This is a genomic window from Sphingomonas sp. 77B, assembly GCF_056497825.1.
Map to the genome: position 1 here is coordinate 2,913,418 of NZ_JBWMBY010000001.1, position 22,404 is coordinate 2,935,821.

The 22,404-nt window shown below is 66.8% G+C and carries 23 protein-coding genes; 10 read left to right on the top strand and 13 right to left on the bottom strand.

The genetic code is table 11. The features are described 5' to 3' along the window. Positions 1-45: 45 nt before the first annotated feature. Both AC1GI4_RS13590 and AC1GI4_RS13595 read right to left on the bottom strand, forming a co-directional pair. Positions 46-1,218, bottom strand: coding sequence for an acetyl-CoA C-acetyltransferase (locus AC1GI4_RS13590; RefSeq protein ID WP_479629861.1), 1,173 nt, complete (start codon positions 1,216-1,218; stop codon positions 46-48). A 22-nt stretch (positions 1,219-1,240) separates the two neighbouring features. Continuing rightward, positions 1,241-2,287, bottom strand: a complete 1,047-nt coding sequence (locus AC1GI4_RS13595) for an alpha/beta fold hydrolase (protein WP_479629862.1) — start codon at positions 2,285-2,287, stop codon at positions 1,241-1,243. A gap of 39 nt (positions 2,288-2,326) precedes the next feature. Here AC1GI4_RS13595 and phaR point away from each other — a divergent pair, with 39 nt between their 5' ends. The 3 genes from phaR (at position 2,327) to hslU (ending at position 5,087) form a co-directional block, all read left to right on the top strand. After that, positions 2,327-2,890, top strand: coding sequence for a polyhydroxyalkanoate synthesis repressor PhaR (gene phaR, locus AC1GI4_RS13600; protein ID WP_433908879.1), 564 nt, complete (start codon positions 2,327-2,329; stop codon positions 2,888-2,890). A 343-nt stretch (positions 2,891-3,233) separates the two neighbouring features. Next, a complete protein-coding gene (gene hslV / locus AC1GI4_RS13605) occupies positions 3,234-3,776 on the top strand; it encodes an ATP-dependent protease subunit HslV (protein WP_058744342.1) in 543 nt (180 codons plus the stop codon). Positions 3,777-3,788: 12 nt separating this feature from the next. Further along, on the top strand, positions 3,789-5,087 hold the full coding sequence (hslU, locus tag AC1GI4_RS13610) for an ATP-dependent protease ATPase subunit HslU (RefSeq protein WP_479629863.1): 1,299 nt from the start codon (positions 3,789-3,791) through the stop codon (positions 5,085-5,087). 230 nt (positions 5,088-5,317) lie between these two features. Here hslU and AC1GI4_RS13615 read toward each other — a convergent pair whose 3' ends face one another. From AC1GI4_RS13615 to AC1GI4_RS13660, 10 genes are all read right to left on the bottom strand, one after another. Next, positions 5,318-5,686 carry a hypothetical protein gene (locus AC1GI4_RS13615; RefSeq protein ID WP_479629864.1) on the bottom strand — a complete coding sequence of 123 codons (369 nt, stop codon included), beginning with the start codon at positions 5,684-5,686 and terminating at the stop codon, positions 5,318-5,320. Further along, positions 5,686-6,111 (bottom strand): hypothetical protein, encoded by a 426-nt coding sequence (locus tag AC1GI4_RS13620; RefSeq protein ID WP_294269751.1) that lies wholly within the window; start codon positions 6,109-6,111, stop codon positions 5,686-5,688. The genes AC1GI4_RS13615 and AC1GI4_RS13620 overlap by 1 nt, the downstream gene beginning before the upstream one ends. A 37-nt stretch (positions 6,112-6,148) precedes the next feature. Further along, the gene (gene gloB, locus AC1GI4_RS13625; RefSeq protein ID WP_479629865.1) at positions 6,149-6,865 is read right to left on the bottom strand and encodes a hydroxyacylglutathione hydrolase; all 717 of its coding nucleotides are present in this window, start codon (positions 6,863-6,865) and stop codon (positions 6,149-6,151) included. A 10-nt stretch (positions 6,866-6,875) separates the two neighbouring features. Next, positions 6,876-7,292 carry a VOC family protein gene (locus AC1GI4_RS13630; RefSeq protein WP_294269746.1) on the bottom strand — a complete coding sequence of 139 codons (417 nt, stop codon included), beginning with the start codon at positions 7,290-7,292 and terminating at the stop codon, positions 6,876-6,878. Positions 7,293-7,383: 91 nt separating this feature from the next. Then, positions 7,384-8,148, bottom strand: coding sequence for a tetratricopeptide repeat protein (locus AC1GI4_RS13635; protein WP_479629866.1), 765 nt, complete (start codon positions 8,146-8,148; stop codon positions 7,384-7,386). After that, positions 8,145-8,873 carry an alpha/beta hydrolase gene (locus tag AC1GI4_RS13640; RefSeq protein ID WP_479629867.1) on the bottom strand — a complete coding sequence of 243 codons (729 nt, stop codon included), beginning with the start codon at positions 8,871-8,873 and terminating at the stop codon, positions 8,145-8,147. The genes AC1GI4_RS13635 and AC1GI4_RS13640 overlap by 4 nt, the downstream gene beginning before the upstream one ends. Positions 8,874-9,144: 271 nt before the next feature. Continuing rightward, positions 9,145-9,399: a DUF6356 family protein gene (locus AC1GI4_RS13645; RefSeq protein WP_294271402.1), complete on the bottom strand. Its 255-nt coding sequence runs from the start codon at positions 9,397-9,399 to the stop codon at positions 9,145-9,147. Between the two features lie 59 nt (positions 9,400-9,458). Then, a complete protein-coding gene (locus AC1GI4_RS13650) occupies positions 9,459-9,659 on the bottom strand; it encodes a helix-turn-helix transcriptional regulator (protein WP_433908871.1) in 201 nt (66 codons plus the stop codon). After that, positions 9,656-10,063, bottom strand: a complete 408-nt coding sequence (locus AC1GI4_RS13655) for a hypothetical protein (RefSeq protein ID WP_433908870.1) — start codon at positions 10,061-10,063, stop codon at positions 9,656-9,658. Before AC1GI4_RS13655 ends, AC1GI4_RS13650 begins: the two co-directional genes overlap by 4 nt. Before the next feature lie 64 nt (positions 10,064-10,127). After that, complete coding sequence (locus tag AC1GI4_RS13660; protein WP_479629868.1) at positions 10,128-11,519, bottom strand: UDP-N-acetylmuramate--L-alanine ligase; 1,392 nt, start codon at positions 11,517-11,519, stop codon at positions 10,128-10,130. Positions 11,520-11,593: 74 nt separating this feature from the next. Between AC1GI4_RS13660 and AC1GI4_RS13665 the strand changes: the two genes are divergently transcribed. The 5 genes from AC1GI4_RS13665 to infC all read left to right on the top strand — a co-directional run bounded on the left by AC1GI4_RS13665 (position 11,594) and on the right by infC (position 16,800). After that, complete coding sequence (locus AC1GI4_RS13665; RefSeq protein ID WP_433908868.1) at positions 11,594-12,409, top strand: LD-carboxypeptidase; 816 nt, start codon at positions 11,594-11,596, stop codon at positions 12,407-12,409. Positions 12,410-12,426: 17 nt separating this feature from the next. Then, on the top strand, positions 12,427-13,185 hold the full coding sequence (locus tag AC1GI4_RS13670; RefSeq protein WP_479629869.1) for an SIMPL domain-containing protein: 759 nt from the start codon (positions 12,427-12,429) through the stop codon (positions 13,183-13,185). A 117-nt stretch (positions 13,186-13,302) separates the two neighbouring features. After that, complete coding sequence (locus tag AC1GI4_RS13675; protein ID WP_433908866.1) at positions 13,303-14,052, top strand: EAL domain-containing protein; 750 nt, start codon at positions 13,303-13,305, stop codon at positions 14,050-14,052. Positions 14,053-14,148: 96 nt separating this feature from the next. Next, on the top strand, positions 14,149-16,152 hold the full coding sequence (gene thrS / locus AC1GI4_RS13680; RefSeq protein WP_479629870.1) for a threonine--tRNA ligase: 2,004 nt from the start codon (positions 14,149-14,151) through the stop codon (positions 16,150-16,152). 114 nt (positions 16,153-16,266) lie between these two features. After that, on the top strand, positions 16,267-16,800 hold the full coding sequence (infC, locus tag AC1GI4_RS13685; RefSeq protein WP_037569087.1) for a translation initiation factor IF-3: 534 nt from the start codon (positions 16,267-16,269) through the stop codon (positions 16,798-16,800). 725 nt (positions 16,801-17,525) lie between these two features. On the opposite strand, the gene AC1GI4_RS13690 is transcribed toward infC, so the two are convergent. After that, positions 17,526-20,270: a [protein-PII] uridylyltransferase gene (locus tag AC1GI4_RS13690; RefSeq protein WP_479629871.1), complete on the bottom strand. Its 2,745-nt coding sequence runs from the start codon at positions 20,268-20,270 to the stop codon at positions 17,526-17,528. A gap of 264 nt (positions 20,271-20,534) precedes the next feature. Here AC1GI4_RS13690 and AC1GI4_RS13695 point away from each other — a divergent pair, with 264 nt between their 5' ends. Continuing rightward, positions 20,535-21,797, top strand: coding sequence for a glutamate-5-semialdehyde dehydrogenase (locus AC1GI4_RS13695; RefSeq protein WP_479629872.1), 1,263 nt, complete (start codon positions 20,535-20,537; stop codon positions 21,795-21,797). Next, on the top strand, positions 21,794-22,393 hold the full coding sequence (locus AC1GI4_RS13700) for a nicotinate-nucleotide adenylyltransferase (protein WP_433908862.1): 600 nt from the start codon (positions 21,794-21,796) through the stop codon (positions 22,391-22,393). The genes AC1GI4_RS13695 and AC1GI4_RS13700 overlap by 4 nt, the downstream gene beginning before the upstream one ends. Positions 22,394-22,404 lie beyond the last annotated feature (11 nt).

The following is a 22,404-nucleotide window of genomic DNA, read 5'->3' on the forward strand; positions in this document are numbered from 1 at the left end:
TCGCGAAATTTTCGAAAAGTGGCGTGTTTATCGCTCAACACACGTTTAGCGCTCGACGCACATGGCGATGCCCATGCCGCCGCCGATGCACAGCGTGGCGAGACCCTTCTTCGCGTCGCGCTTCTGCATCTCGTAGATCAGAGTCGTCAGGACGCGCGCGCCGCTGGCGCCGATCGGGTGGCCCAGCGCGATCGCGCCGCCGTTGACGTTGACCTTTTCGGGGTCGAGGCCCAGTTCCTTGCCGACCGACAGCGCCTGTGCGGCAAAGGCCTCGTTGGCCTCGATCAGGTCGAGGTCGCCGATGGTCCAGCCCGCCTTTTCCAGCGCGCGCTTGGTGGCGGGGACGGGGCCGATGCCCATCACCGACGGGTCGACGCCCGCCGAGGCCCAGCTCTTGATCGTGGCGAGCACGGGGGCGCCGCGCTTTTCGGCTTCCTCGCGGCTCATCAACACGATGGCGGCGGCGCCGTCGTTCAAGCCTGAAGCGTTGGCGGCAGTCACCGTGCCGTCCTTCTTGAAGGCGGGGCGGACGCCCGAGACACTTTCGATGGTGGCCCCGGCGCGGATATATTCGTCGTCGGCGACGACCGTCTCGCCCTTGCGGGTCTTGATGGTGACGGGCGCGATCTCGTCCTTGAAGCGGCCCTCGCCGCGCGCCTTTTCGGCCAGGTTCTGCGAGCGGACGGCGAACTGGTCCTGCTCGTCGCGGGTGACCTGATATTGCTCGGCCAGGTTCTCGGCGGTGATGCCCATGTGATAACCGGCAAAGGCGTCGGTCAGGCCGTCATGCACCATGGTGTCGACCATGGTCAGCGGACCCATCTTGGTGCCGCCGCGCATCGTCTGGGCATGGGGCGAGAGCGACATGGACTCCTGGCCGCCCGCGACGACGATGGTCGCGTCGCCATTGGCGATCGCCTGCATGCCCAGCGCCACCGCGCGCAGGCCCGATCCGCAGACCTGGTTGACGCCGTAGGCAGGCACTTCCTTGGGAATGCCCGCGGCCATCGACGCCTGGCGCGCCGGGTTCTGGCCTTGCGCGGCGGTCAGCACCTGGCCGAGGATGACCTCGGACACGTCCTCGCCCTTGATGCCCGCCTGTTCGAGCGCGGCGGTGATCGCCACCCGGCCCAGCTCGTGCGCGGGCGTGGCGGCGAAAGCGCCCAGGAAGCTGCCCACGGGGGTGCGCTTGGCGGCGGTAATGACGATCTCGGTCATGAAGGCTCCTTTAAGGTAGGATCTATCTAGGTGTTGGGAGGGCGGTGATCCAGTCGGCGAGCGGCTGCCAGAGCTGTTGCTCCGCACGGCCGCCGACGACCATGCCGACATGGCCGGTCCCGCCGCTGCGCCGGTCGGACAGGCCGATGGCGGTGGCGGCGGGGACGATCCGGTCGGCGGTGGCGACGAACTCGACGCTAGGGGCGTCGCATTGCGATGGTGTGACGGTGGCGCCGCCGACGCGCCACTGTCCCTGGCCGGGGCGATCCTGGGCGATCAGCTCTTCGAACAGCTCGCGGCCGAAGGCATGGGGCAGGGGAGCGCCCTGGTTGGCCCAGTCCTCCAATCGGATGAAGCGGTGCGCGGCCTCGCTGCGCGGATCGAGTTCGGCAAAGGCCGCATATTTGGCGATCGTCCGCGCCGGATCGAGCCGCCAGAAGCCCGCCTGCAACGCCTCCATGGGGACGAGGCCCAGCGCTTCGGAAGTCGGCTTGATTGCGGCCCATTGCGCGGCCATTGCGGCCCGGGCTTCGTCGCCATAGCCGGTGAAGTGCCACGGCGCGGCGATCGCGGCCAGCCCGGCGACCTTGCTGCGCGCTGCCGCCGCCATGGCGAGCGTGCCGCCCAGGCAGTATCCGACCAGCACCGGCGGCTGTGGAAAGCTGGAGATCAGGGGGAGCAGGAAACGCTCGACATGCCCCGCCATGTCGATGTCGCGGTCCTTCACCCCCGGCGTACCCCAGTCGATCAGCCAGGGATGGAAACCCCGCCCCCGTAGCCAGCGGATCAGCGAGCGGTCGCGCGAAATATCGAGGATCGAAGGCGGATTGATGAGCGAGGGAATGAACAGCACCGGCCGACCTTCTCCGCCGCCGTCGCGCAGACGCACCCGGCCGCGCCGCCGCCGGACGGGCAGGGCACGCATCGGACGCTCGCGCTTCGCCTCCTGAAAGCGGCGGAGGCCGGTCAGCGCCGCTTGCGCCAGTTCGGGATTTTCCGCAGCCTCGCTGCGCAACATCGCCAGGAACAGCGGCAACGGACGCGGACCATGTTGCGATGCGAAATCCAAGGCGTTAGGCTGCGGCAAAACCATGAAAGGCGGGGGTCCATGAAGAAGCAGGCATCGGACGGCGTCGTGATCGTCAAGAAATACGCGAACCGGCGGCTCTACAACACCGAAACCTCCTCCTACATCACGCTCGATCATCTGGCGGGCATGATTCGCGCGGGCCGCGACTTCAAGGTGGTCGACGCCAAGACCGACGAGGACATCACTCATAATGTCCTGACCCAGATCATCATGGAAGAGGAAAGCCGGGGCGAGACGATGCTGCCGGTGAATTTCCTGCGCCAGCTGATCTCGATGTATGGCGATTCGATGCAGGCGGTGGTGCCGGGCTATCTGGAGGCGTCGATGGACAGCTTCCGCCGCAATCAGGAACAGTTCAAGTCGGCGGTCGAGGGTGCGTTCGCCAACACGCCCTTTGCCGACATGGCCAAGCGCAACCTGGCGATGTTCGAGGCCGCGACGCAAGGGTTCCAGGCCGCCGCCCCGGCGCCGGCACCCACCCCCGCGCCGACGGCCACGGCCGCGAGCAAGGATGCCGAAATGGCCGCGCTGAAGGCCGAACTCGCGGCGCTGAAGGACAAAATCGAGAAGTTGGGGGAGTAATCCTTCTCCTCCGTTCAGCCTGAGCGAAGTCGAAGGCCACGCTGAGACGGTAAACGCGAGGCCTTCTCTATTCCTCCCCTGCAAGGGGAGGGGGACCAGCGAAGCTGGTGGAGGGGTGTCACCGCCTGCGACGACGGTCCTTCACCTCAACTCGGGACACCCCTCCGTCAGGGCTGCGCCCTGCCACCTCCCCTGCAAGGGGAGGAATAGGTACGCCCAGCCGCAATGGCCGCGCGTGGCCTTCGACTTGCTCAGGCTGAACGGCGGCGGGGAGTGATCTCCTCCATTGAACCCGCGCACCGCTGCATCCATATCGCCGCGCATGAGCGGTAACGAACACGCCATGCCGACCTGGCATGGCACGACGATTTGCTCGGTGCGCCGTGGCGGCCGAGTGGTGGTGGCCGGGGACGGTCAGGTTTCGATGGGCCAGACGGTCATGAAGCCCAATGCGCGGAAAGTCCGGCGTCTGGGCGACGGCTCCGTCATCGGCGGCTTTGCGGGCGCGACGGCGGATGCCTTTACCCTGTTCGAGCGGCTGGAGGCCAAGCTGGAGCGGCATAACGGCCAGCTGCTGCGCGCGGCGGTCGAGCTGGCCAAGGACTGGCGAACCGACAAGTTCCTGCGCAATCTGGAGGCGATGATGATCGTCGCCGACAAGGACGTGACGCTGATCCTGACCGGAAACGGCGACGTGCTGGAGCCCGAGAACGGCATCTGCGCGATCGGCTCGGGCGGCAATTACGCCCTCGCGGCGGCACGCGCGCTTGTCGACTATGAACAGGATGCCGAGACGATCGCGCGCAAGGCGATGGCGATCGCCGCCGATGTCTGTGTCTACACCAATGACCGCGTCACGCTCGAAGCCATCGACGGCGCGCAGTAAGTCAGGGCTCCCATGAACGACCAGTTGACCCCCAAGGCGATCGTCGCCGCACTCGACGCGCATATCATCGGCCAGGCCGATGCCAAGCGCGCCGTCGCCGTCGCGATGCGCAACCGCTGGCGTCGCCAGCGCCTCGGCGCGGACCTGCGCGACGAGGTGACGCCCAAGAACATCTTGATGATCGGCCCCACCGGCTGCGGCAAGACCGAGATCAGCCGCCGTCTGGCCAAGCTGGCCGACGCGCCCTTCGTGAAGGTCGAGGCGACCAAGTTCACCGAGGTCGGCTATGTCGGCCGCGACGTCGAGCAGATCGCCCGCGATTTGGTCGAAGAGGCGATCCGGCTGGAGAAGGAACGCCGCCGCGTTGCGGTGAAGGACAAGGCCGAAGAGGCGGCGATGAACCGCCTGCTCGACGCGCTGGTCGGCAAGGACTCCAGCCAAGCGACGCGCGAGGCCTTTCGTCAGCGCTTCCGCGACGGCCATCTCGACCAGACCGAGATCGAGATCGAACTGGAGCAGGCCCAGGGCACGCCGTTCGAAATCCCCGGTGCCGCGCCGCAGATGATTAATCTGTCCGAGATGATGGGCAAGGCGTTCGGCGGCGGCCAGCCGCTCAAGCGTCGCAAGCTGACCGTCTCCGCCGCTTGGACCAAGCTGGTCGAGGAAGAAGCCGACAAGCGGCTCGACCAGGACGAGGTCAGCCGCGCCGCGCTCGCCGATGCCGAGGCGAACGGGATCGTCTTCCTCGACGAGATCGACAAGATCGCGGTCAGCGACGTACGCGGCGGCTCGGTCAGCCGCGAGGGCGTGCAGCGCGACCTGTTGCCGCTGATCGAGGGGACGACGGTCGCGACCAAATATGGTCCGATGAAGACGGACCATATCCTGTTCATCGCGTCCGGCGCGTTCCATGTCGCCAAGCCGTCCGACCTGTTGCCCGAGCTGCAGGGGCGCCTGCCGATCCGGGTCGAGCTGAAGGCACTGACCGAAAGCGATTTCGTCGCGATCCTGTCGGACACCAAGGCGTCACTGCCCGCGCAATACAAGGCGCTGATCGGCACCGAGGGTGTCGAGATCACCTTTACCGAGGACGGCATCGCCGCCATCGCGCGCATCGCCGCCGAAGTGAACGGCCAGGTCGAGAATATCGGCGCGCGGCGGCTCCAGACGGTAATGGAGAAGCTGCTCGAGGAGGTCAGCTTCGAAGCGGAGGATCGCCAAGGTTCGACCCTGACCGTGGATGGCGCTTATGTCGACAAGCAACTGTCGGCGGTGGCGCGGAATACGGATTTGAGTCGGTTCGTTTTGTGATCGGGGTGGGGGCTCGGTGAGACACCGGGGACCTTCCCCATCCCCTCCCGCCTGCGGGAGGGGCGTGCCCAGTGCGAAACGCAGGGACAGAAGCGAAACCGTCGATCTTGCCGCTCCCCTCCCGCAAGCGAGTTTCAGGTCGGTCATGCCCCCGGCATGACCTAAACGATGCGGGGCATCGTCTACCTAAAACTGGGATGGGGGAGGGCGGGAGTTCCAGGCTGTCAGCCCTATTTCTTCACCCGATCATACGGCACGAACCCGTCGAAGAAACACCACGCGCCGGGGATCGACATCCCCTGCTGCAGCACCCGGAACCGATCGTTGCGACACACCTGCGAGCCCCAGCGGTCGATCAGCAGCGTGTTGAACGGCTGAATCCCTGCGCACTGGCCGCGCACCTTGGCACGCCAGAGGCGGGGGCCGGCCCGGACGATAATCATATCCTTATCGGCGATGACCGGCCCCGACATGGTCGTGCTGGTGTCGACGCATTGTGCCGGTGGCCCCGCGACGCGTCCGGCAAAGGGGTCGGACCTGGCCGCCGACAGGGTCAGGGCCAAGCCCAGAGCGGCGGCGATCGTGATCCTGCTACGCATCAGCCTTGCTTCCGATAGGGGATGAACTCGCCGAAGCCGCAGCTGCCGGTAAAGAAGCCGGAGGTGCGGTCGACCGTCTGGGCGATGTCGCCCGAACAGAGCTGGCCCGTGGTGGTGCGGGTCACGAAGATGTTGTTGCCCGACCCGCCGACATCGCTGCATCCGCCCGCCGTGTGGCTGACATATTTCAGGCGCGGCGACACGGTGTAGACCAGGGTGGGGCCATAGGATCGCACCTGCTGGGTCCGATACTGGCTGATGCACTGGGTCGGCGTGCCCGGCGTCAGGCCGCGCAACGCCTTGTCGAGGTCGGCGCGCTCGGTCTGGGCGCGCTGTTCGACCTGCGCCCTTTCTGCCGGGGTCAGCGTACAGCCGCCCAACGCGGCCATGGGGATCAGAACAGATAAAAACGTCACGATACGCATCATTCCGTCTCCGTCAAAATACCCCTGTAGCGATCGTTCAACCCTTGAACGCGTCCTTGGCTGCACGATGCCGGGCCAATTCCTCGGCATCGACCGAGCGGAGGAACGGGTTGGTCGCCCGCTCCAGCGCGATGGTCGTCGGGATGGTCGGCTCGCCCTGTTCGCGCATCGCCACGACATCGGCCAGGCGTTCGGCGACGGCGGCATTGTCCGGCTCGGCGGCGGCGGCGAAGCGCGCGTTGGACAGGGTATATTCGTGCCCGCAATAGACGCGGGTGTCGCCGGGAAGCCCCGCGAACCGGCGCATATTGGCATGCATCTGCGCCGCCGTCCCCTCAAACAGCCGCCCGCATCCCATGGCGAACAGCGTGTCGCCGGTGAAGATCGTCGCGCGGTCGGGGATATGAAAGGCGATATGCCCCGCCGTATGGCCGGGTACCGACCAGATGGTCGCGATAGCATCGCCGACCGCGATCGTGTCGCCCTCGGCCAGCAGCGTGTCGAGTCCGTCGATCTTGGCCGCCTCCGCCGCCGGACCCGCAATGCGCGCACCTTGCGCCTTCAGCGCGGCGGCGCCGCCGACATGATCGGGATGCCAATGGGTCAGCCAGACCTGATCGATCGTCCAGCCGCGCGCGGCCGCCGCCGCCGCGACGGGCGCCGCCTCGCCAGGGTCGAGCGCGACGGTCTGGCCCGCATCGTGGATCAGCCAGGCATAATTGTCGGAAAGGACGGGGACTCGGACGATTTCCATGGGAAGCCTCTTACCAGCTTCCGACATTGGGCATCGAGACCCAGGGTTCGGCGGGCGGCAGCGCACCGTCCTGCAACAGTTCGATCGAGATGCCGTCCGGCGTCTTGACGAAGGCCATGTGCCCGTCGCGCGGCGGGCGGTTGATCGTGATCCCGGCGTCCATCAGCCGCTGGCACGTCTCGTAGATATCGTCGACGCGGTAGGCGAGGTGGCCGAAATTGCGGCCGCCGGTATAGATTTCCGGGTCCCAATTGTGCGTCAGCTCGACCTCGGCCCGGCCTTCGTCGCCGGGTGCCGCCAGGAAGATCAGCGAGAAGCGGCCGCGCTCATTGTCCACGCGCCGGACTTCCTTCAGGCCCAGCAGCGCGAAAAAGCGGATGCTGGCGTCCAGGTCGCTGACTCGGATCATGGTATGGAGATAGCGCATCGGTGGTTCTGCCTGTTCAACGGGGCCGCTGGTGCGGTGGGGGCCATCCTATCCCTAACGGGAACGCACGACCTTTACGTGCGATAAGGGATTAACGGGACGGAAATTGCGAGAGCGCCTTGGCGGCCTCGGCGCGGATCGGGCTGTCGGGCGGGGAAAGGCGGGCGGCCTCGCTCCACGCCTTGCGCGCGCCCGCTTCGTCGCCCGCCACGGCGGCGATGTTGCCGGCCTCCAGCTGGACGCTGGCATCATCGGCGGAGCGGGCCAGCGCCTGGGCGATGTCCTTCTGCGCGCGGGGCAGGTCCTTCATCCGCCGTGCCAGCGTCGCCGACAGCAGCCAGGCGAGCGGATCGGCAGGCGCGTTGGTCAATGCGGCGTCCAGGTCGACCCGCGCGGCGACCATCTGTCCGCCAGCGACCGAGGCGCGCGCCCGGTCGAGCTGCGCCTCACCCAGCGCAAAGCCGCTCAGCTCGCCTGCCGCCAGTGCGGCATCCAGCGCGGCGCGGGCATGGGTGGCGTCGCCGGCGGCCAGAAAGGCATTGCCCGCCTGCGCCCAATAATTGGCGGCGCGCACGTCATGCGCGGTCTCGGCGGCGCGGGCGGCCTGTTCGAAGGCGCTGGCGGCGGCGCTCCAGCTCCGCTCGGTCGCAAAGGCCAGCCCCAGGCATTGCTGCGCAAAATAGTCGCCGCCCGCCAGTCGCCACTTGCCCGCCTCGTTCTTGGCGGCCGCGGGATCGCGCTCGGCCAACGTCACGCAGCGCTGATAGCGTGCCTCGCGCGGGTCAATGGGCAGCGGTGGCGTCTTGGCGGGGGCGGACTGGACGGCGGCGGCGAGCGCCATGGAGAACAGGATCATAGGCGGTGCAACACGTCCTCGACGGCCCGGATCAGCAACGCGATATCGGCATCGCGCGACAGCCGGTGGTCCCCGTCCTTGATCAAAACAGTCTGCACATCGGCTGAACGAAAAAGCTGCGCCAGATGGGGCGTCCGCTGCCAGGGCACGTCGGGGTCCGCCATGCCCTGCAGCAGCCGCACCGGCCCGTCGAAGGCTATGGGTCCGAAGGTCAGCCGGTTGGCCTCGCCCGACGACCAGAAGCGGCGCGTATAGACGGTGGGGGCGGGGCCGTACGGATTGGCCCGCTCCAGCCGCCCGGACTGGAGGATCGTCATCTTCTCCCCTTCGGAAAAGCCCCAGTCGGTGAAGTCCGGCGCGGGCGCGATGCCGACCAGCGCCCGTACCTGATCCGGCCGCGCGGCGGCGGCCAGCAGCATCAGCCAGCCGCCCATCGACGATCCGACTAGCACCGCCGGTCCCCCCACCGCATCGTCGAGCATCGCGACAACATCGTCGCGCCAGTCGGCCAGCGCCTGATCCTCGAACGCGCCCTCCGACTCGCCGCAGCCGCCATAGTCGAAGCGCAGGAAGGCGCGGCCGTTGGCCTTGGCCCATTCCTCCAGCGCCAGCGCCTTCGACCCCTGCATGTCCGAGGCATAGCCGGGCAGGAAGACGATCGCGGGGCCGGTCCCCGGCGTCCAGTGATAGGCGAGCTTGGGGCGGGGCGCGCGGGTGTCGGTCATGCCACCGGATTTAGGGGGCGGGGCAGGAATTGAAAACCCGCCGCCTCTTTCTCCCCCACCTCCGTTCAGCCTGAGCGAAGTCGAAGGTCACGCCATGGCATCGCCAAGCAACCCCGTGGACAGGTTATCCCTTAGCCTTCGACTTCGCTCAGGCTGAACGGAGGTGGGGCAAGAATGCGGCAACGGACGTCTACACTATTCCTCCCCTCGCAGGGGAGGTGGCAGGGCGAAGCCCTGACGGAGGGGTATCCCGCTCTCGACAGGGCCCCCCTCAGATCACATACTCAACACTCTTCATCTGCGCCTGTGCGGCCTGCTTCTTGCGCCGCTTGGCGACCATCTCGGCGTGCAGCTTGGCCACCGTGTCGCTGCCCGTCGTGGTGCACAGCCCCGGCACCACCGCATGGACGATCGCGCCCAGGCCGCCCAGGATCATGATCCCCCCGAACCGCGCCGCGACTCCGAAATGCTCGACATAGCTTTCGCCGACACTCTCGGGATGCTCGGTAAACAGGCGGCGGAACATGGCGGGCATTCTCCTATGGCCGTTTTGCCGATCCTATCATGCCGCTGGGAATTGGCCAATCAGGCTTTGGAGGGGCTGACGAAGATGTCCTCGATCGCGCAATCGAACAGCTCGGCGATCTTGAAGGCGAGGGGGAGCGACGGATCGTAGCGCCCCGTCTCGATCGCGTTGACGCTCTGGCGGCTGACCTCCAGCTGCTGGGCCAGGTCCTGCTGGCTCCAGCCACGCTCGGCACGCAGGGCGCGCAGGTGGTTGTTCACGCCCGCGCCCGGCGTTCGAGGATGGCGTTGACGCATCCGCCGACGCCAAGGCCCGCGAACCAGATGGTGGCGGCATAATAGCCCTGGGCATGGGGCGCGAGGTGAAAGCCCTCCAGAAAGCCCCAGGCGGTCGTGATCGAAAGGGTTAGGCCGGTTGCAACGAGCGACTGGCGAACCAGCAGCATCCTCACATACTCGTCGCGCATTTCGAGCAGCAGTCGGCCTATGATGACGAACACCCCCATGATCGGCAACGCGGGGAGGATCGCGACGAAATATGCGAGCAGGCCAGAGGGCGGCGCATAGCGGAACCACATATTCGCGCCGACCAGCGCGACGCCATACAGCGCCATCGTCGCGATCAGGCGGCGGGTATAGCGCTTCATTTCGGGTGGGACAGCCATGACGAACCTCCTTCGGGTGTGAGGGAGGCTTTACATGGAAAGTCTACTTTACGTCAAGCGTCCTTTACGTGGCCGCCAGTTGCGCCACCATATCCTGCGCCAACAGGCTGAGCGTGTCGTCACGCGCGCCCATCACGACGATGCGGTCGCCCGTCCGCGCCTCCGCCACCAGCGCCGCCGTCGCCTCGGCGCGGTCGGCGATGTGGCGGGCGTCGACGCCGCGCGCGCGCAAATCGGCGACGATGTCGGCGCTCGTCACGTCGCGCGCGACGGTGCCGCCGAAATAGGCCGGGTCGGGCAGTGCCAGCACGTCGCCGGGCTGCATCCGCGCGGCGATGCTGTCGACCAGTTCGGTTCGCATCACCTTCAGCGGGCCGTAGCCGTGCGGCTGGAACAGGATCAGCAAGCGTCCGGCGAAGGCGTGGAGCGTGTCGAGCGTCGCGGCGATCTTGTCCGGGTTGTGGCCGAAATCGTCGATGACGGTGACGCCGTTCGCCTCGCCGACCTTCTCGAACCGGCGCTTCAGGCCGCTGAAGCGCTCGACCGCGCGGATCGCGTCGACCAGTGGCACGCCTGCCGCGACGCTGGCACCGATCGCGGCCAGCGCGTTGGAGACATTGTGGCGGCCCGGCACCGACAGACGAACGTGATAGCCAGCGCCCCCCGTAATCAGGTCGAAGGAAATCGCGAAGGGCTCGGGCTTCAGCGCCTCGGCAACCAGATCGGCCGCGCCCTCCACCGCAAAGGTGGTGAGGTTGGGGATGTCCGCCAGCAGCGCCGCCGTCTCGGCATCGCCCGCATTGGCGACGACGTGCCGCGCACGGGCGGCAAACCCGCCGAACAGGTCGCGCAATTCCTCCAGCGACTTGTGGTCCAAGCTGACATTATTGAGCACCGCGATCGCCGGGTTATAGAGCGCGATCGAGCCGTCGCTTTCGTCCACCTCGCTGACAAACGCGTCGCCACCGCCCACCAGCGCGCTGGCAAAGGGGCTGTCGGGCGAGACGAAGTCCTTCATCACCGCGCCGTTCATCGCGGTCGGATCACGCCCCGTTTCATGCAGGATGAAGGCGATCATGCCGGTGACGGTCGACTTGCCGCTGGTCCCCGCCACGCCGATCGGCAGTGCGCTCTCGTTGAACAGGCTGGCGAGCATCTGCGCACGGGTCGCGCGGGTGCAGCCCAGCCGGTTGGCGGCGACGATATCGGGCACCGTCTCCTCGACCGCGGCGGAGGCGATGACGAGCTGGTCGGCCGAGGTCACGCCCGACCCATCCTGCGGGAACAGCGCGATCCCGGCGGCGCGCAGGGCGTCGAACTTGGCGGCGATGCGTCCCTGGTCCAGCCCCCGGTCGGAACCGGCGACGGTCCAGCCCCGCGCGCGCAGGATCATCGCCAGCGGCATCATGCCCGATCCGCCGATACCCACCAGAAAACAGGAATTGCCGTTGGTCATGGGCCCACGCTATCGGCGAGTTGGCGGCACAGGGCAATGCCCGGCCGACCCGCCAGCCAGGGGGATACGCCAGAATGAAGATCGGAATCCTCGCCCCCGCCAGCATCGGCAACCCCGCCGCCGAAGCCCCGGTCAGCGCCTTCGCCGCCATCGCCTATCCGGATGTCGACCTGATCTTCCATCCGCAATGCTATGAGCAGGACGGGCATTTCGCAGGCTCCGACGAACGCCGCGCCTCGGCCTTTCTGGAATTCGCCAACGATCCCGGCATCGACGCCATCTGGTTCCTGCGCGGCGGCTATGGCTCGAACCGCATATTGTCGCGGGTCATGCCGAACCTGAACGCGGCGGCGGGGCACAAGACCTATATCGGCTATTCCGATCTCGGCTTCGTGCTGGCCGCGCTCTATGCCCGGCGGATCGGGCGGCCGGTGCACGGGCCGATGGCGAGCGACATTCGCCGCCAGCATGGCGACGTGACCGTGGCGCGCGCGCTCGGCTGGCTGGCGAGCGGCGACCGTCAGGGGCTGGAGCCCGGCCTCGACGGGCGCCCGGCGGCGGCGTTCAACCTGTCGATCCTGGCCGCGCTGATCGGCACGCCCTGGCTCCCCGACCTGACCGACCATGTCCTGATCGTCGAGGAGGTGTCCGAGCATCTCTATGCCGTCGACCGGATGCTGTTCACCATGGCCAACGCCACCCAGCTGAAGGGCGTCGCGGGCGTCCGGCTGGGTGCGGTCAGCAATGTCCAGCCCAACGAACCCGAATGGGGCGAGACGCTGGAATATATGATTCAGCGCTGGTGTGCCGAGATGGGCGTGCCCTATCTGGGGCGGGCGCGCATCGGGCACACGCAGGACAATCATCTGGTGCCGTTCGGGATCGTGTGAGCAAAGGGAGGGGAGTAATGAGGGGACTGGTTTTCCGAGTGCTGGTCGGGATGGCCGCGTCTGCTGGCGCGCAAACGCCATCGCGGCCGCAGATCATGGTGTCAGGCACCGGCGTTGTTCAAACGCTGCCCGACCGTGTTGAGGTCGGCTTCACGATTGTGGGCGAAGGCAAGACATCCGATCAGGCCGCCGCCAAGGTGCGCGACCTTGCCAAAGACATCGGCTCGGGTGTGTCGGGCTATCTCGGCGGGAAATTGCAATGGCACGCGTCGCAATTTTCCATCCGTCCGGTGCGACCCGCCAAGTGCCAGAAGGATGAGTCCGATATGGTCGTCCCCACACCGCCGGTCGGCTCCTGCGCGATTCAGGGCTATGCCGCGACCATGCCTGTCTCGATCGAGACATCGGAAATCGACAAGGCCGGGACGATGGTAAGTCTGATCGGTCGGCTAGGTGGTCAGGATATCAATGTGGGGGCGTTTGGGCTCCGTGATCCCGCCGCCGCGCGTCGCAAAGCGATGCAGGCCGCGCTGGTCAATGCGCGTGATCAGGCCCGATTGATCGCCGAAGGCTCGGGCGCGAAACTAGGTGCGCTGCTGCGCGTCCAGGATGCCGATTATGTGGGCGACGACAGGGCTACCGCTTGGGACCGAAACAGCGCGAGTATGGCCCCGCCCGCCATGGTTGTGACGCCTCCGCCAATAGCCGTTACGCTGACTCCTGAGCCGGTCGAGACGTCGGTTCGGCTGATGGTGGCCTACGCCATCGACCAGTAAGTCGTATGACGGCCTGGGGTTTTACGTAGGAGGCTGATATCCGCCGCCATCGGTTCTGGGCAGAAGGGCCGTAACACAAGGCGTTAACCATTGCCCCCTACATCCGCGCCGATGGAAATGCGCAAGATCTGCCCCGGATGCCGCGACGGTATCGATTTCGACATCCCGTTCGCGATGGCATTCCAGCCGATCGTGGACACGGCGACCGGCCGCCCCTTCGCCTATGAGGCGCTGGTCCGGGGCATCGATGGCGAGGGTGCGTATAGCGTGTTGTCGCAGGTGACCGAGGCCAACCGCTATTCCTTCGACCAGGCGTGCAGGGTCAAGGCGATCGAAACCGCGATGGCCGCCGGGATCATGGCGGGCGACGCCAAGCTGTCGATCAACTTCCTGCCCAACGCCGTCTATTCGCCTATGGCCTGCATCCAGCTTACCCTGCGCACCGCACGGGCCGAGGGGTTGCCGATCGACCGGCTGATCTTCGAGTTCACCGAGAACGAACAGATGGGCTCGCCCGAGCATGTCGCAACCATCATCGACAACTACAAGCAGATCGGCTTTTCGGTCGCGATCGACGATTTCGGCGCAGGCCATTCGGGGCTGGACCGCTTCGTTCGCTTCGCCCCCGACGAGGTCAAGTTGGACATGGAATTGGTCCGCGACATCGACACCGATCCCAGGCGGCGCGCCATCGTGCGCGCCATGGTCGGCATGTGCGCCGAACTCGACACGCTGCTGATCGCCGAGGGGATCGAGACGGCGGCCGAGGCCGCGACGCTGAACGATCTGGGCGTCCGTTATCATCAGGGTTACTGGTACGCGCGCCCCGCGCTGGGGGTGTTGCCGGAGATCCGGGCATACGCCTGACCGCCACCCCATATACCTGCCGGGGATTCTTCCCTATAGAGCCCCTCGCGCCGGGCCATGCTGGCGTATTACCCGTAATTATCGAAGAGAGTATCCATGTCCGCGATGTTCCGTATCACGCTGCCCGACGGTTCCGTCCGTGAGGTCGCGCCCGGAACTACCCCCGCGGACATTGCCGCCGCGATCGGGCCGGGGCTGGCCAAGGCGGCGATCGCCGCGCGCGTCGATGGCGAGCTGCGCGACATCATGCGGCCGTTCGAGGGCGACTCCGCCCTCGCCCTGGTGACCGCCAAGGACGAGGCCGACGCGCTCGAACTCGCGCGCCACGATTATGCGCATGTGCTGGCCGAGGCGGTGCAGGCACTGTTCCCCGGCACGCAGATCACCTTCGGCCCCGCCACCGATGACGGTTTCTATTACGACTTCGCGCCCAAGGACCGGCCGTTCACCGAGGAGGACCTGCCCGCGATTGAAGCCGAGATGCGCAAGATCATCGCGAAGGACGAGCCGCTGATCCGCGAGGTCTGGACCCGCGAGCAGCTGATCGAGCGCTGGAAGGCGCAGGGCGAGAGCTTCAAGGCCGAATGGGCTGCCGAGCTGCCCGATACCGAGGAACTGACCGTGTACCGCGCGGGCAAGGGCGAGGACGCCTGGCTCGACATGTGCCGCGGCCCGCACCTCGCCTCGACCGGCAAGCTCGATCCCAACGCCTTCAAGCTGACCCGCGTGTCGGGCGCGTACTGGCGCGGTGACCAGAAGAACGCGATGCTCAGCCGCATCTACGGCACCGGCTGGCTCAACAAGAAGCAGCTGGCCGAGCATCTGACGCGTCTGGAGGAAGCCGCCAAGCGCGACCATCGCAAGCTGGGCAACGAGATGGACCTGTTCCACCTCCAGCAGGAGGCGCATGGCTCGGTCTTCTGGCATCCCAAGGGCTATCGCATCTGGCGCGAGCTGGAGGCCTATATGCGCCGCGCGATCGACGCGGGCGGTTACCGCGAGGTGAAGACCCCGCAGGTGATGGACGCGCGCCAGTGGGAACAGTCGGGCCATTGGGGCAAATATCGCGAGAATATGTTCGTGATCCCCGACGAGGTGCCCAATGTCGAGGACGAAGGCCCGCTGGTGTCGGACGATGCGCAGTGGATGGCGCTGAAGCCGATGAACTGCCCGGCGCACGTCCTGATCTTCCGCCAAGGGATCAAGTCGTATCGCGACCTGCCGCTGCGTTTCTATGAGAATGGCTGCTGCCACCGCAACGAACCGCATGGCGCGCTGCACGGCCTGATGCGCGTGCGCCAGTTCACCCAGGACGACGCGCATATCTTCTGTCGCGAGGACCAAATCGTCGAGGAGGTTCGCGCCTTTTGCGAGCTGGCGGATCGGATCTACAAGGATTTCGGCTTCACCTATTCGATCAAGCTGGCGCTGCGCCCCGAAAAGCGCTTCGGCACCGAAGAGATGTGGGACATGGCCGAAACCGAGCTGCGCGACGCAGTCGTGCGCGCGGGGCTGGCGACCGAGCAATATGGCTGGGAAGAGCTGCCGGGCGAGGGGGCTTTCTATGCGCCCAAGCTGGAATGGCACCTGACCGACGCGATCGGCCGCACCTGGCAGGTCGGCACCATTCAGTCCGACCGCGTCCTGCCCGAACGACTCGACGCGTCGTACATCGGCGAGGATGGCGAGCGGCACCGCCCGATCATGCTCCACCGTGCGATCTTCGGTTCCTATGAGCGGTTCATCGGCATCCTGATCGAACATTATGCGGGCCGCTTCCCCGTCTGGCTGGCACCCGTACAGGCGGTGGTCGCGACGATCGTGTCGGATGCGGACGGTTACGCGGAAGAGGCGGCGGCCAAGCTGGCGGCCGCGGGTATCCGGGTCGAGACCGATCTGCGCAACGAAAAGATCAACTACAAGGTGCGCGAGCACTCGGTCGCCAAGGTCCCCGTGCTGCTGGTCGTCGGCAAGCGCGAGGCCGAGGAAGGCAAGGTCGCCGTCCGCCGTCTGGGCAGCCAGGCGCAGGAGATCATGACGCTGGACGAGGCGATCGCGATGCTGCGCGAGGAAGCGACTCCGCCCGATCTGCGCGGTTGAATCAGCGGCAGATAGAGGAAAGGGCGGGGCGTTTGTCTCGCCCTTTCAAATTCGGGCCCGATCGCTTATATTAGACTTGTAATTGCCACAGGAGAAATACCCATACGTCCTCCCATGATGCGCCGTCCGATGCAGGCGCCGCCGATGAACGGTCCTCGGTTCAACGAGTGGATTCAAAGCCCCAAGGTTCGCGTGATCGACCATGAGGGCGAGAACCTTGGCGTGATGTACACGCGCGAGGCGATGGCGCAGGCCCAGGAGCTGGGACTCGACCTGGTCGAGGTGTCGCCCAACGCCGATCCGCCCGTCGCCAAGTTCCTCGACGTCGGCAAGTATAAGTACGAGGCGCAGAAGAAGGCGAACCTCGCCCGCAAGTCGCAGAAGACGCAGGAGATCAAGGAGATCAAGATGCGTCCGAACATCGACGACCATGATTACGACACCAAGATGAAGAAGGTGGTCGAATTCATCGGCGAGGGCGACAAGGTGAAGGTCACCATGCGCTTCCGCGGCCGCGAGCTGAGCCACGGCCAGCTCGGCATGAACGTGCTCCAGCGCGTCGCCGAGCAGGTGGCCGAGGTCGCCAAGGTCGAAGCCTATCCGCGCATGGAAGGCCGCCAGATGCTGATGGTGCTGGCGCCCAAGTGATGCACGGCGACTCGGGGGCGTGAGCCCGCCGGGTAGTGCGATGTCTGCAAAACCCCCGGTGGCCCGATGGGCCGCCGGGGGTTTTTGTTTTTGGTTCGTGCGGAGGTGTTTGGGATGTTGTCCGGCGGCGCAACCCGACTGCACGGTTTCCCCAATCTCCGTTCAGCCTGAGCGAAGTCGAAGGCCAAGGGAATCCGGCCGGCCCCACCCTGTCATCGGGACGTGGGCATTGCCGGGACGTGCACTTCGACTTCGCTCAGTGCGAACGGGGGTTGGGAAGCTTTGCCTGCTCCAAAACCATTCCTCCCCTGCAAGGGGAGGGGGACCAGCGAAGCTGGTGGAGGGGTGTCCCCCATCGCGTGGTCGGATTACCTCTCCAGCCGGGACACCCCTCCGTCTGGCCTGCGGCCAGCTACCTCCCCTTCCAGAGGAGGAAAGCATGATGCCTGCTAGAGCATGATGACGTTGCGTTGAGCTAAGGCAAGCCCCTCCCCTTTAGGGGAGGGGTTGGGGTGGGGCCTCGCCACGGGCTGCACGCTTGCGGAGGCGCCCCACCCCCGGCCCCTCCCCTGAAGGGGAGGGGTGAGTTCATCTCATGTCATCATGCTTTAAGCGCGACCTATGTGTCCTCTGCGCGAACCGCCGTTCGCACTGAGCGAAGTCGAAGTGCATGGGATGTCCTTGCGACTGCGCTCCGGGGGCGTGGCCTTCGACTTCGAGCAGACTTACGCCGCAATCTCCATCGCTTCCCCCGCCGCAGCCCCCAGCAACCTTTTCTCCAGCGTCTTCAGCCGCCCGCCATTGGTGATCTGGTCCCCGGTCAGATCGGTCAGGTAGAACACGTCGACCGCGCGCTCGCCATAGGTTGCGACATGCGCCGAATGGATCGTCACCTTCGACTGGAACAGCGCATGCGCCAGCTGGTTGAGCAGCGCCGGGCGGTCGCGGGCATGGACTTCGACCACAGTGAAGCGGTTGGACGCGCGGTTGTCGATCAGGACGTTGGGCGCGATGGGGAAGGCATCGGCGCGGGGGCGGACATTGGGCTTGGCGACCAGCCGGTCGGCCAGCTTGCTGCGATTGGCGAGCGCATCCTCGATCGCGCGGCTCAGGCGGGACAGCTGGCCGGGATCGTCGAAGGGCCGCCCCAGCGGGTCCTGGACCAGGAAATTGTCGATCGCCATGCCGTCGCGCGTCGTGTGGATGCGCGCATCGATGATGTTGCCGCCCGCGACATGGATCGCGCCCGCGATGCGGTAGAACAGCCCCGGATGGTCGGCGGCGTAGATCGACACCAATGTCGCGCCGCGCTCGCCGTAAACCTGCGCGTCGATCGACAGCTGGGCATCGCCCGCCGCCGCCATCTGGCGCGCATTATGGGCGAGGACATCCTCGGGCTCGGCGATCCAATAGGCCTCGGGCAGGCGGCGGACATGCGCGGCGACCTGCGCCTCCGGCCAGCCGAGCATTTCGCCCAGCCGCGCCTGCTTAGCGGCGATGCGTTCGGTTCGGCCGCGCTGCTTGTGACCCAGGCGCAGCACCTCCTCGGCGGCGTCGTAGAGATCGGCGAGCAACTGGCGCTTCCACCCGTTCCACGTCCCCGGACCCACCGCGCGAATGTCGACGATGGTCAGCAGCAGAAGCAGGCGAAGCCGCTCCGGGCTCTGCACCGTGTCGCAGAAATCGAGAATCGTCTTGAAGTCCGACAGGTCGCGCTTGAACGCGGTGGCGGACATCAGCAGGTGCCAGCGGACCAGCCAGGCGACCGTTTCGGTCTCGGCATCGCTCAGGCCCAGGCGGGGGCAGAGCCGTTCGGCCACCTCCGCACCCAGGATCGAATGGTCGCCGCCGCGCCCCTTGGCGATGTCGTGCAGCAGCACTGCGACATAGAGGACGCGCCGCGACACGATCTGGTCGATGATCGCCGAGGCGACCGGATGCTCCTCGACCAGCTCCTGCCGCTCGATACGCGCGAGCAGGCCCAGCGCGCGGATGGTATGCTCGTCGACCGTATAGTGATGGTACATGTCGAACTGCATCTGTGCGACGACACGGCCGAAATCGGGCACGAAGCGGCCGAAGACGCCCGCCTCGTTCATCCAGCGCAGGACGAGCTCGGGATCGTGGCGGCTGGTCAGCACGTCGAGGAACAGGGCGTTGGCGCGCGGATCATTGCGGATGTCGTCGGCCAGCTTGGCATCGCGCGACGCCGCGCGCATCGCCAGCGGATGCACCTCCAGCTCGTAACGGTCGGCGAGCTGGAAGATCTCGATCAGGCGTACCGGGTCTTCCTGAAAGAAGTCGTCGCGGGGCAAGGCGAGCCGACCGCGATCCAGCACGAAGCCGTTCAACCGGCGCGGGCGGCGGCGGATGGTGGGAAGGCCGAAGCGATGCCCGCGCGCCGCGAATCGCTCGTCCAGATGCGCCAGGAACGCGCCGGTCAGCGCGCCGACGGTCTTCACCTGCAGGAAATAGAGCTGCATGAACCGCTCGACCTTGGCCTTGCCCGGCCGGTCGGAGAAGCGCATCCGCTCGGCGATCTGGCGCTGCACGTCGAAGGTCAGCCGATCCTCGGCGCGGCCCGTGATGGTGTGCAGGTGACAGCGTACCGCCCAGAGGAAATTGTCGGCACGGTGGAACTGGCGATATTCCTCGCGGGTGAACAGGCCCCGGTCGATCAGGTCGGCGGCGCGGTCGACGTCATAGACATATTTGCCGATCCAGAAGAGCGCGTGAAGGTCGCGCAGCCCGCCCTTGCCCTCCTTCACATTGGGTTCGACGACATAGCGGGTGTCGCCCATCTTGCGATGGCGCAGGTCGCGCTCGGCCAGTTTGTCGGCGATGAACTGGCGGTGGGTATCGGTCTGGATCTCCGCCTTGAAACGGCGCGACGCCTCGTCATACAGCGCCTGGTCGCCGCACAGGAAGCGCCCCTCCAGCAGGGCGGTACGCACCGTCACGTCGCCCCTGGCCTGGCGGATCATTTCATCGACCGAGCGGCTGGAATGACCGACCTTCAACCCCAGGTCCCAGATCGAATACAGCATCGATTCGATGACCTGCTCGGCATGGGGCGTCTGTTTGAACGGCGTGAGGAAGCCGATGTCGACGTCCGAATAGGGCGCCATCTCGCCCCGGCCGTATCCCCCGACCGCGATCAGGGTCAGCCGCTCGCCCGCCGTGGGGTTGCTCAACGGGTAGAGCGTGTCGGTGGTGAAGTCGAACAGCACCTTCAGCACCTGATCGGTCAGATAGGCCTGCGCCGCCGCCGCCTCCAGCCCGCGCGAAGGGTGGAGGGACAGCCGCCGCGCCACTTCCCGCCGCCCGGCGTCGAGCGCGGCGCGCAAGACCGGCGTGACGAGCGTGCGGCCCTCCGGCCCGGTGATCCCCAGCGCCGCGACCTGTTCGGCAAGCGCCCGGCGGTCGACGATGGCGCGGCGGTTGGGGAGGGATTCGAAACGGCTGTGCATGGGGCCACCATAGGGGGTGCAGGTGAACAAATGGAGAGGGGGGTTAGATTTGTGAGCGTAATGCCCCTCCACCACCCGGCTCTGCCGGGCGGTCCCCCTCCCCAAGCAGAACTTGGGGAGGAATGACGTTCTCTCTAATCCTCCCCAAGCTGTGCTTGGGGAGGGGGACCATGCGCAGCATGGTGGAGGGGCTTGGTCCCGCCCTTTCCACCAGCCAAGATTCCCATGCTTGGGCCCGTCGCCCGACCATGATACCGACCCCGCATGGCCGACCATCACGACATCCCCGCCCTGATCGCCGACATGGGGCAGCGCGCCCGCAGCGCCGCCGCCACGCTGGCGCAGATGCCGACCGAGGCCAAGGCGAAAGCCCTGCGCGCCGCCGCCGAGGCGATCCGCGCGGCGACCCCGGCGGTGCTGGAGGCCAATGCGCGCGACGTGGCGGCGGGCGCGGCGAACGGCCTGTCCCCGGCGATGCTCGACCGGCTGAAGCTGGACGAGGCCCGGATCGCGGGCATCGTTGCGGGTGTCGAGGCGGTGGCGGCGCTGCCCGATCCGGTCGGCGAGCGGATCGACGAGCGGACCCGGCCCAATGGCCTGAACCTCTCGCGCGTCCGCGTGCCGGTGGGGGTGATCGGCATCGTCTATGAAAGCCGCCCCAACGTCACCGTCGACGCCGCCGCGCTATGCGCGATGGCGGGCAATGCCGCGATCCTGCGTGGGGGCACGGAGGCGGTGCATAGCAACCGCGCGCTGCACGCCGCCTTCGTCCGGGGCTGGACGGTGGCGGGCGGCCCCGGCGATGCGGTGCAGCTGGTGCCGACGACCGACCGTGCGGCGGTGGGAGCGATGCTGGCGGCGGACGGGCTGATCGACCTGCTGATCCCGCGCGGCGGCAAGAGCCTGGTCGCGCGCGTGCAGGCCGAGGCGAAGGTGCCCGTCCTCGCGCATCTCGACGGCATCAATCACGTCTATGTCGATGGGTCGGCGGATACCGCCATGGCGGCCCGGATCGTGCGCGACGCCAAGATGCGCCGCACCGGCATTTGCGGGGCGATGGAGACACTGTTGATCGACCGTGCCTATTGCCGCCCGGCCGAACTGGTCGCTGCGTTGATCGACGCAGGGTGCGCGGTGCGCGGCGACGCCGACATCCGCGAGATCGTACCCGGACTTGAAGCGGCCACGTCCGAGGACTGGGACACCGAATATCTCGATGCCATCGCCAGCGTCGCCGTGGTCGACGGGGTGGATGGCGCGATGGCGCATATCGCCGCGCATGGATCGCACCATACCGATGCGATCGTTGCCGAGGACGCCGCCGTCGCCGAGCGTTTCCTGGCACAGGTCGACAGCGCGATCGTGCTGTGGAACGCCTCCACCCAGTTTGCGGATGGCGGCGAGTTCGGGCTGGGCGCGGAGATCGGCATCGCCACCGGGCGACTGCACGCGCGGGGGCCGGTCGCGCTGGAAGGGCTGACGACGTACAAGTGGATCGGGCGCGGCACGGGCCAAATCCGAGGATGAGGATCGGGCTGCTCGGCGGGTCTTTCAATCCCGCCCACCGGGGGCATCGCCGCATCACGCTGGACGCGATCCGGGCGCTGGATCTGGACGAGGTGTGGTGGCTGGTTTCGCCCGGCAATCCGCTAAAGGACGGCGCCACTGACATGGCGCCCTTCGCCGCGCGCTTCGCCTCGGCGCAGAGAATGGCCCGGCGTGCACCGATCCGGGCGAGTGCGATCGAGCGGGAATTGCATACCCGCTACACGCTCGACACGGTGCGAAAAGTCCAGCGCCGCTACCCCGGCCATCAGTTCATCTGGCTGATGGGCGAGGACAATCTGGAGCAATTTCATCGCTGGCGCAGGTGGCGTGATATTGCGCGCGCGATCCCGATTGCGGTTATCGGCCGTCCGGGGTACAATGCCGCCGCCCACGCGACACCCGCGCTGGGCTGGTTCAGGCGTTTCCAGAGGCGTCCGGGCCAGGCGAAGAACTGGACGATGTGGAGTTTGCCGGCCTTCGTGCTGTTGCGCTTCCGCCCCGACCCGACTTCCGCCACGGGCCTTCGGGCCCGCGATCCGGACTGGTTTCGGCACATGGGCCGAAACGTCCCCTGAACAGGAGCTCA

What these genes read in the sequence shown, in the direction of transcription:
- AC1GI4_RS13675 (WP_433908866.1), top strand. Translation starts at nt 13,303, where the DNA reads ATGCGCAAGATCTGCCCCGGATGCCGCGACGGTATCGATTTCGACATC.
- AC1GI4_RS13640 (WP_479629867.1), bottom strand. Translation starts at nt 8,873, where the DNA reads ATGACCGACACCCGCGCGCCCCGCCCCAAGCTCGCCTATCACTGGACG.
- AC1GI4_RS13670 (WP_479629869.1), top strand. Translation starts at nt 12,427, where the DNA reads ATGAGGGGACTGGTTTTCCGAGTGCTGGTCGGGATGGCCGCGTCTGCT.
- AC1GI4_RS13695 (WP_479629872.1), top strand. Translation starts at nt 20,535, where the DNA reads ATGGCCGACCATCACGACATCCCCGCCCTGATCGCCGACATGGGGCAG.
- AC1GI4_RS13630 (WP_294269746.1), bottom strand. Translation starts at nt 7,292, where the DNA reads ATGCGCTATCTCCATACCATGATCCGAGTCAGCGACCTGGACGCCAGC.
- AC1GI4_RS13590 (WP_479629861.1), bottom strand. Translation starts at nt 1,218, where the DNA reads ATGACCGAGATCGTCATTACCGCCGCCAAGCGCACCCCCGTGGGCAGC.
- AC1GI4_RS13620 (WP_294269751.1), bottom strand. Translation starts at nt 6,111, where the DNA reads ATGCGTATCGTGACGTTTTTATCTGTTCTGATCCCCATGGCCGCGTTG.
- infC (WP_037569087.1), top strand. Translation starts at nt 16,267, where the DNA reads ATGATGCGCCGTCCGATGCAGGCGCCGCCGATGAACGGTCCTCGGTTC.
- gloB (WP_479629865.1), bottom strand. Translation starts at nt 6,865, where the DNA reads ATGGAAATCGTCCGAGTCCCCGTCCTTTCCGACAATTATGCCTGGCTG.
- AC1GI4_RS13690 (WP_479629871.1), bottom strand. Translation starts at nt 20,270, where the DNA reads ATGCACAGCCGTTTCGAATCCCTCCCCAACCGCCGCGCCATCGTCGAC.
- AC1GI4_RS13655 (WP_433908870.1), bottom strand. Translation starts at nt 10,063, where the DNA reads ATGGCTGTCCCACCCGAAATGAAGCGCTATACCCGCCGCCTGATCGCG.
- thrS (WP_479629870.1), top strand. Translation starts at nt 14,149, where the DNA reads ATGTCCGCGATGTTCCGTATCACGCTGCCCGACGGTTCCGTCCGTGAG.
- AC1GI4_RS13700 (WP_433908862.1), top strand. Translation starts at nt 21,794, where the DNA reads ATGAGGATCGGGCTGCTCGGCGGGTCTTTCAATCCCGCCCACCGGGGG.
- hslU (WP_479629863.1), top strand. Translation starts at nt 3,789, where the DNA reads ATGAACGACCAGTTGACCCCCAAGGCGATCGTCGCCGCACTCGACGCG.
- AC1GI4_RS13665 (WP_433908868.1), top strand. Translation starts at nt 11,594, where the DNA reads ATGAAGATCGGAATCCTCGCCCCCGCCAGCATCGGCAACCCCGCCGCC.
- AC1GI4_RS13660 (WP_479629868.1), bottom strand. Translation starts at nt 11,519, where the DNA reads ATGACCAACGGCAATTCCTGTTTTCTGGTGGGTATCGGCGGATCGGGC.
- phaR (WP_433908879.1), top strand. Translation starts at nt 2,327, where the DNA reads ATGAAGAAGCAGGCATCGGACGGCGTCGTGATCGTCAAGAAATACGCG.
- hslV (WP_058744342.1), top strand. Translation starts at nt 3,234, where the DNA reads ATGCCGACCTGGCATGGCACGACGATTTGCTCGGTGCGCCGTGGCGGC.
- AC1GI4_RS13645 (WP_294271402.1), bottom strand. Translation starts at nt 9,399, where the DNA reads ATGTTCCGCCGCCTGTTTACCGAGCATCCCGAGAGTGTCGGCGAAAGC.
- AC1GI4_RS13615 (WP_479629864.1), bottom strand. Translation starts at nt 5,686, where the DNA reads ATGCGTAGCAGGATCACGATCGCCGCCGCTCTGGGCTTGGCCCTGACC.
- AC1GI4_RS13635 (WP_479629866.1), bottom strand. Translation starts at nt 8,148, where the DNA reads ATGATCCTGTTCTCCATGGCGCTCGCCGCCGCCGTCCAGTCCGCCCCC.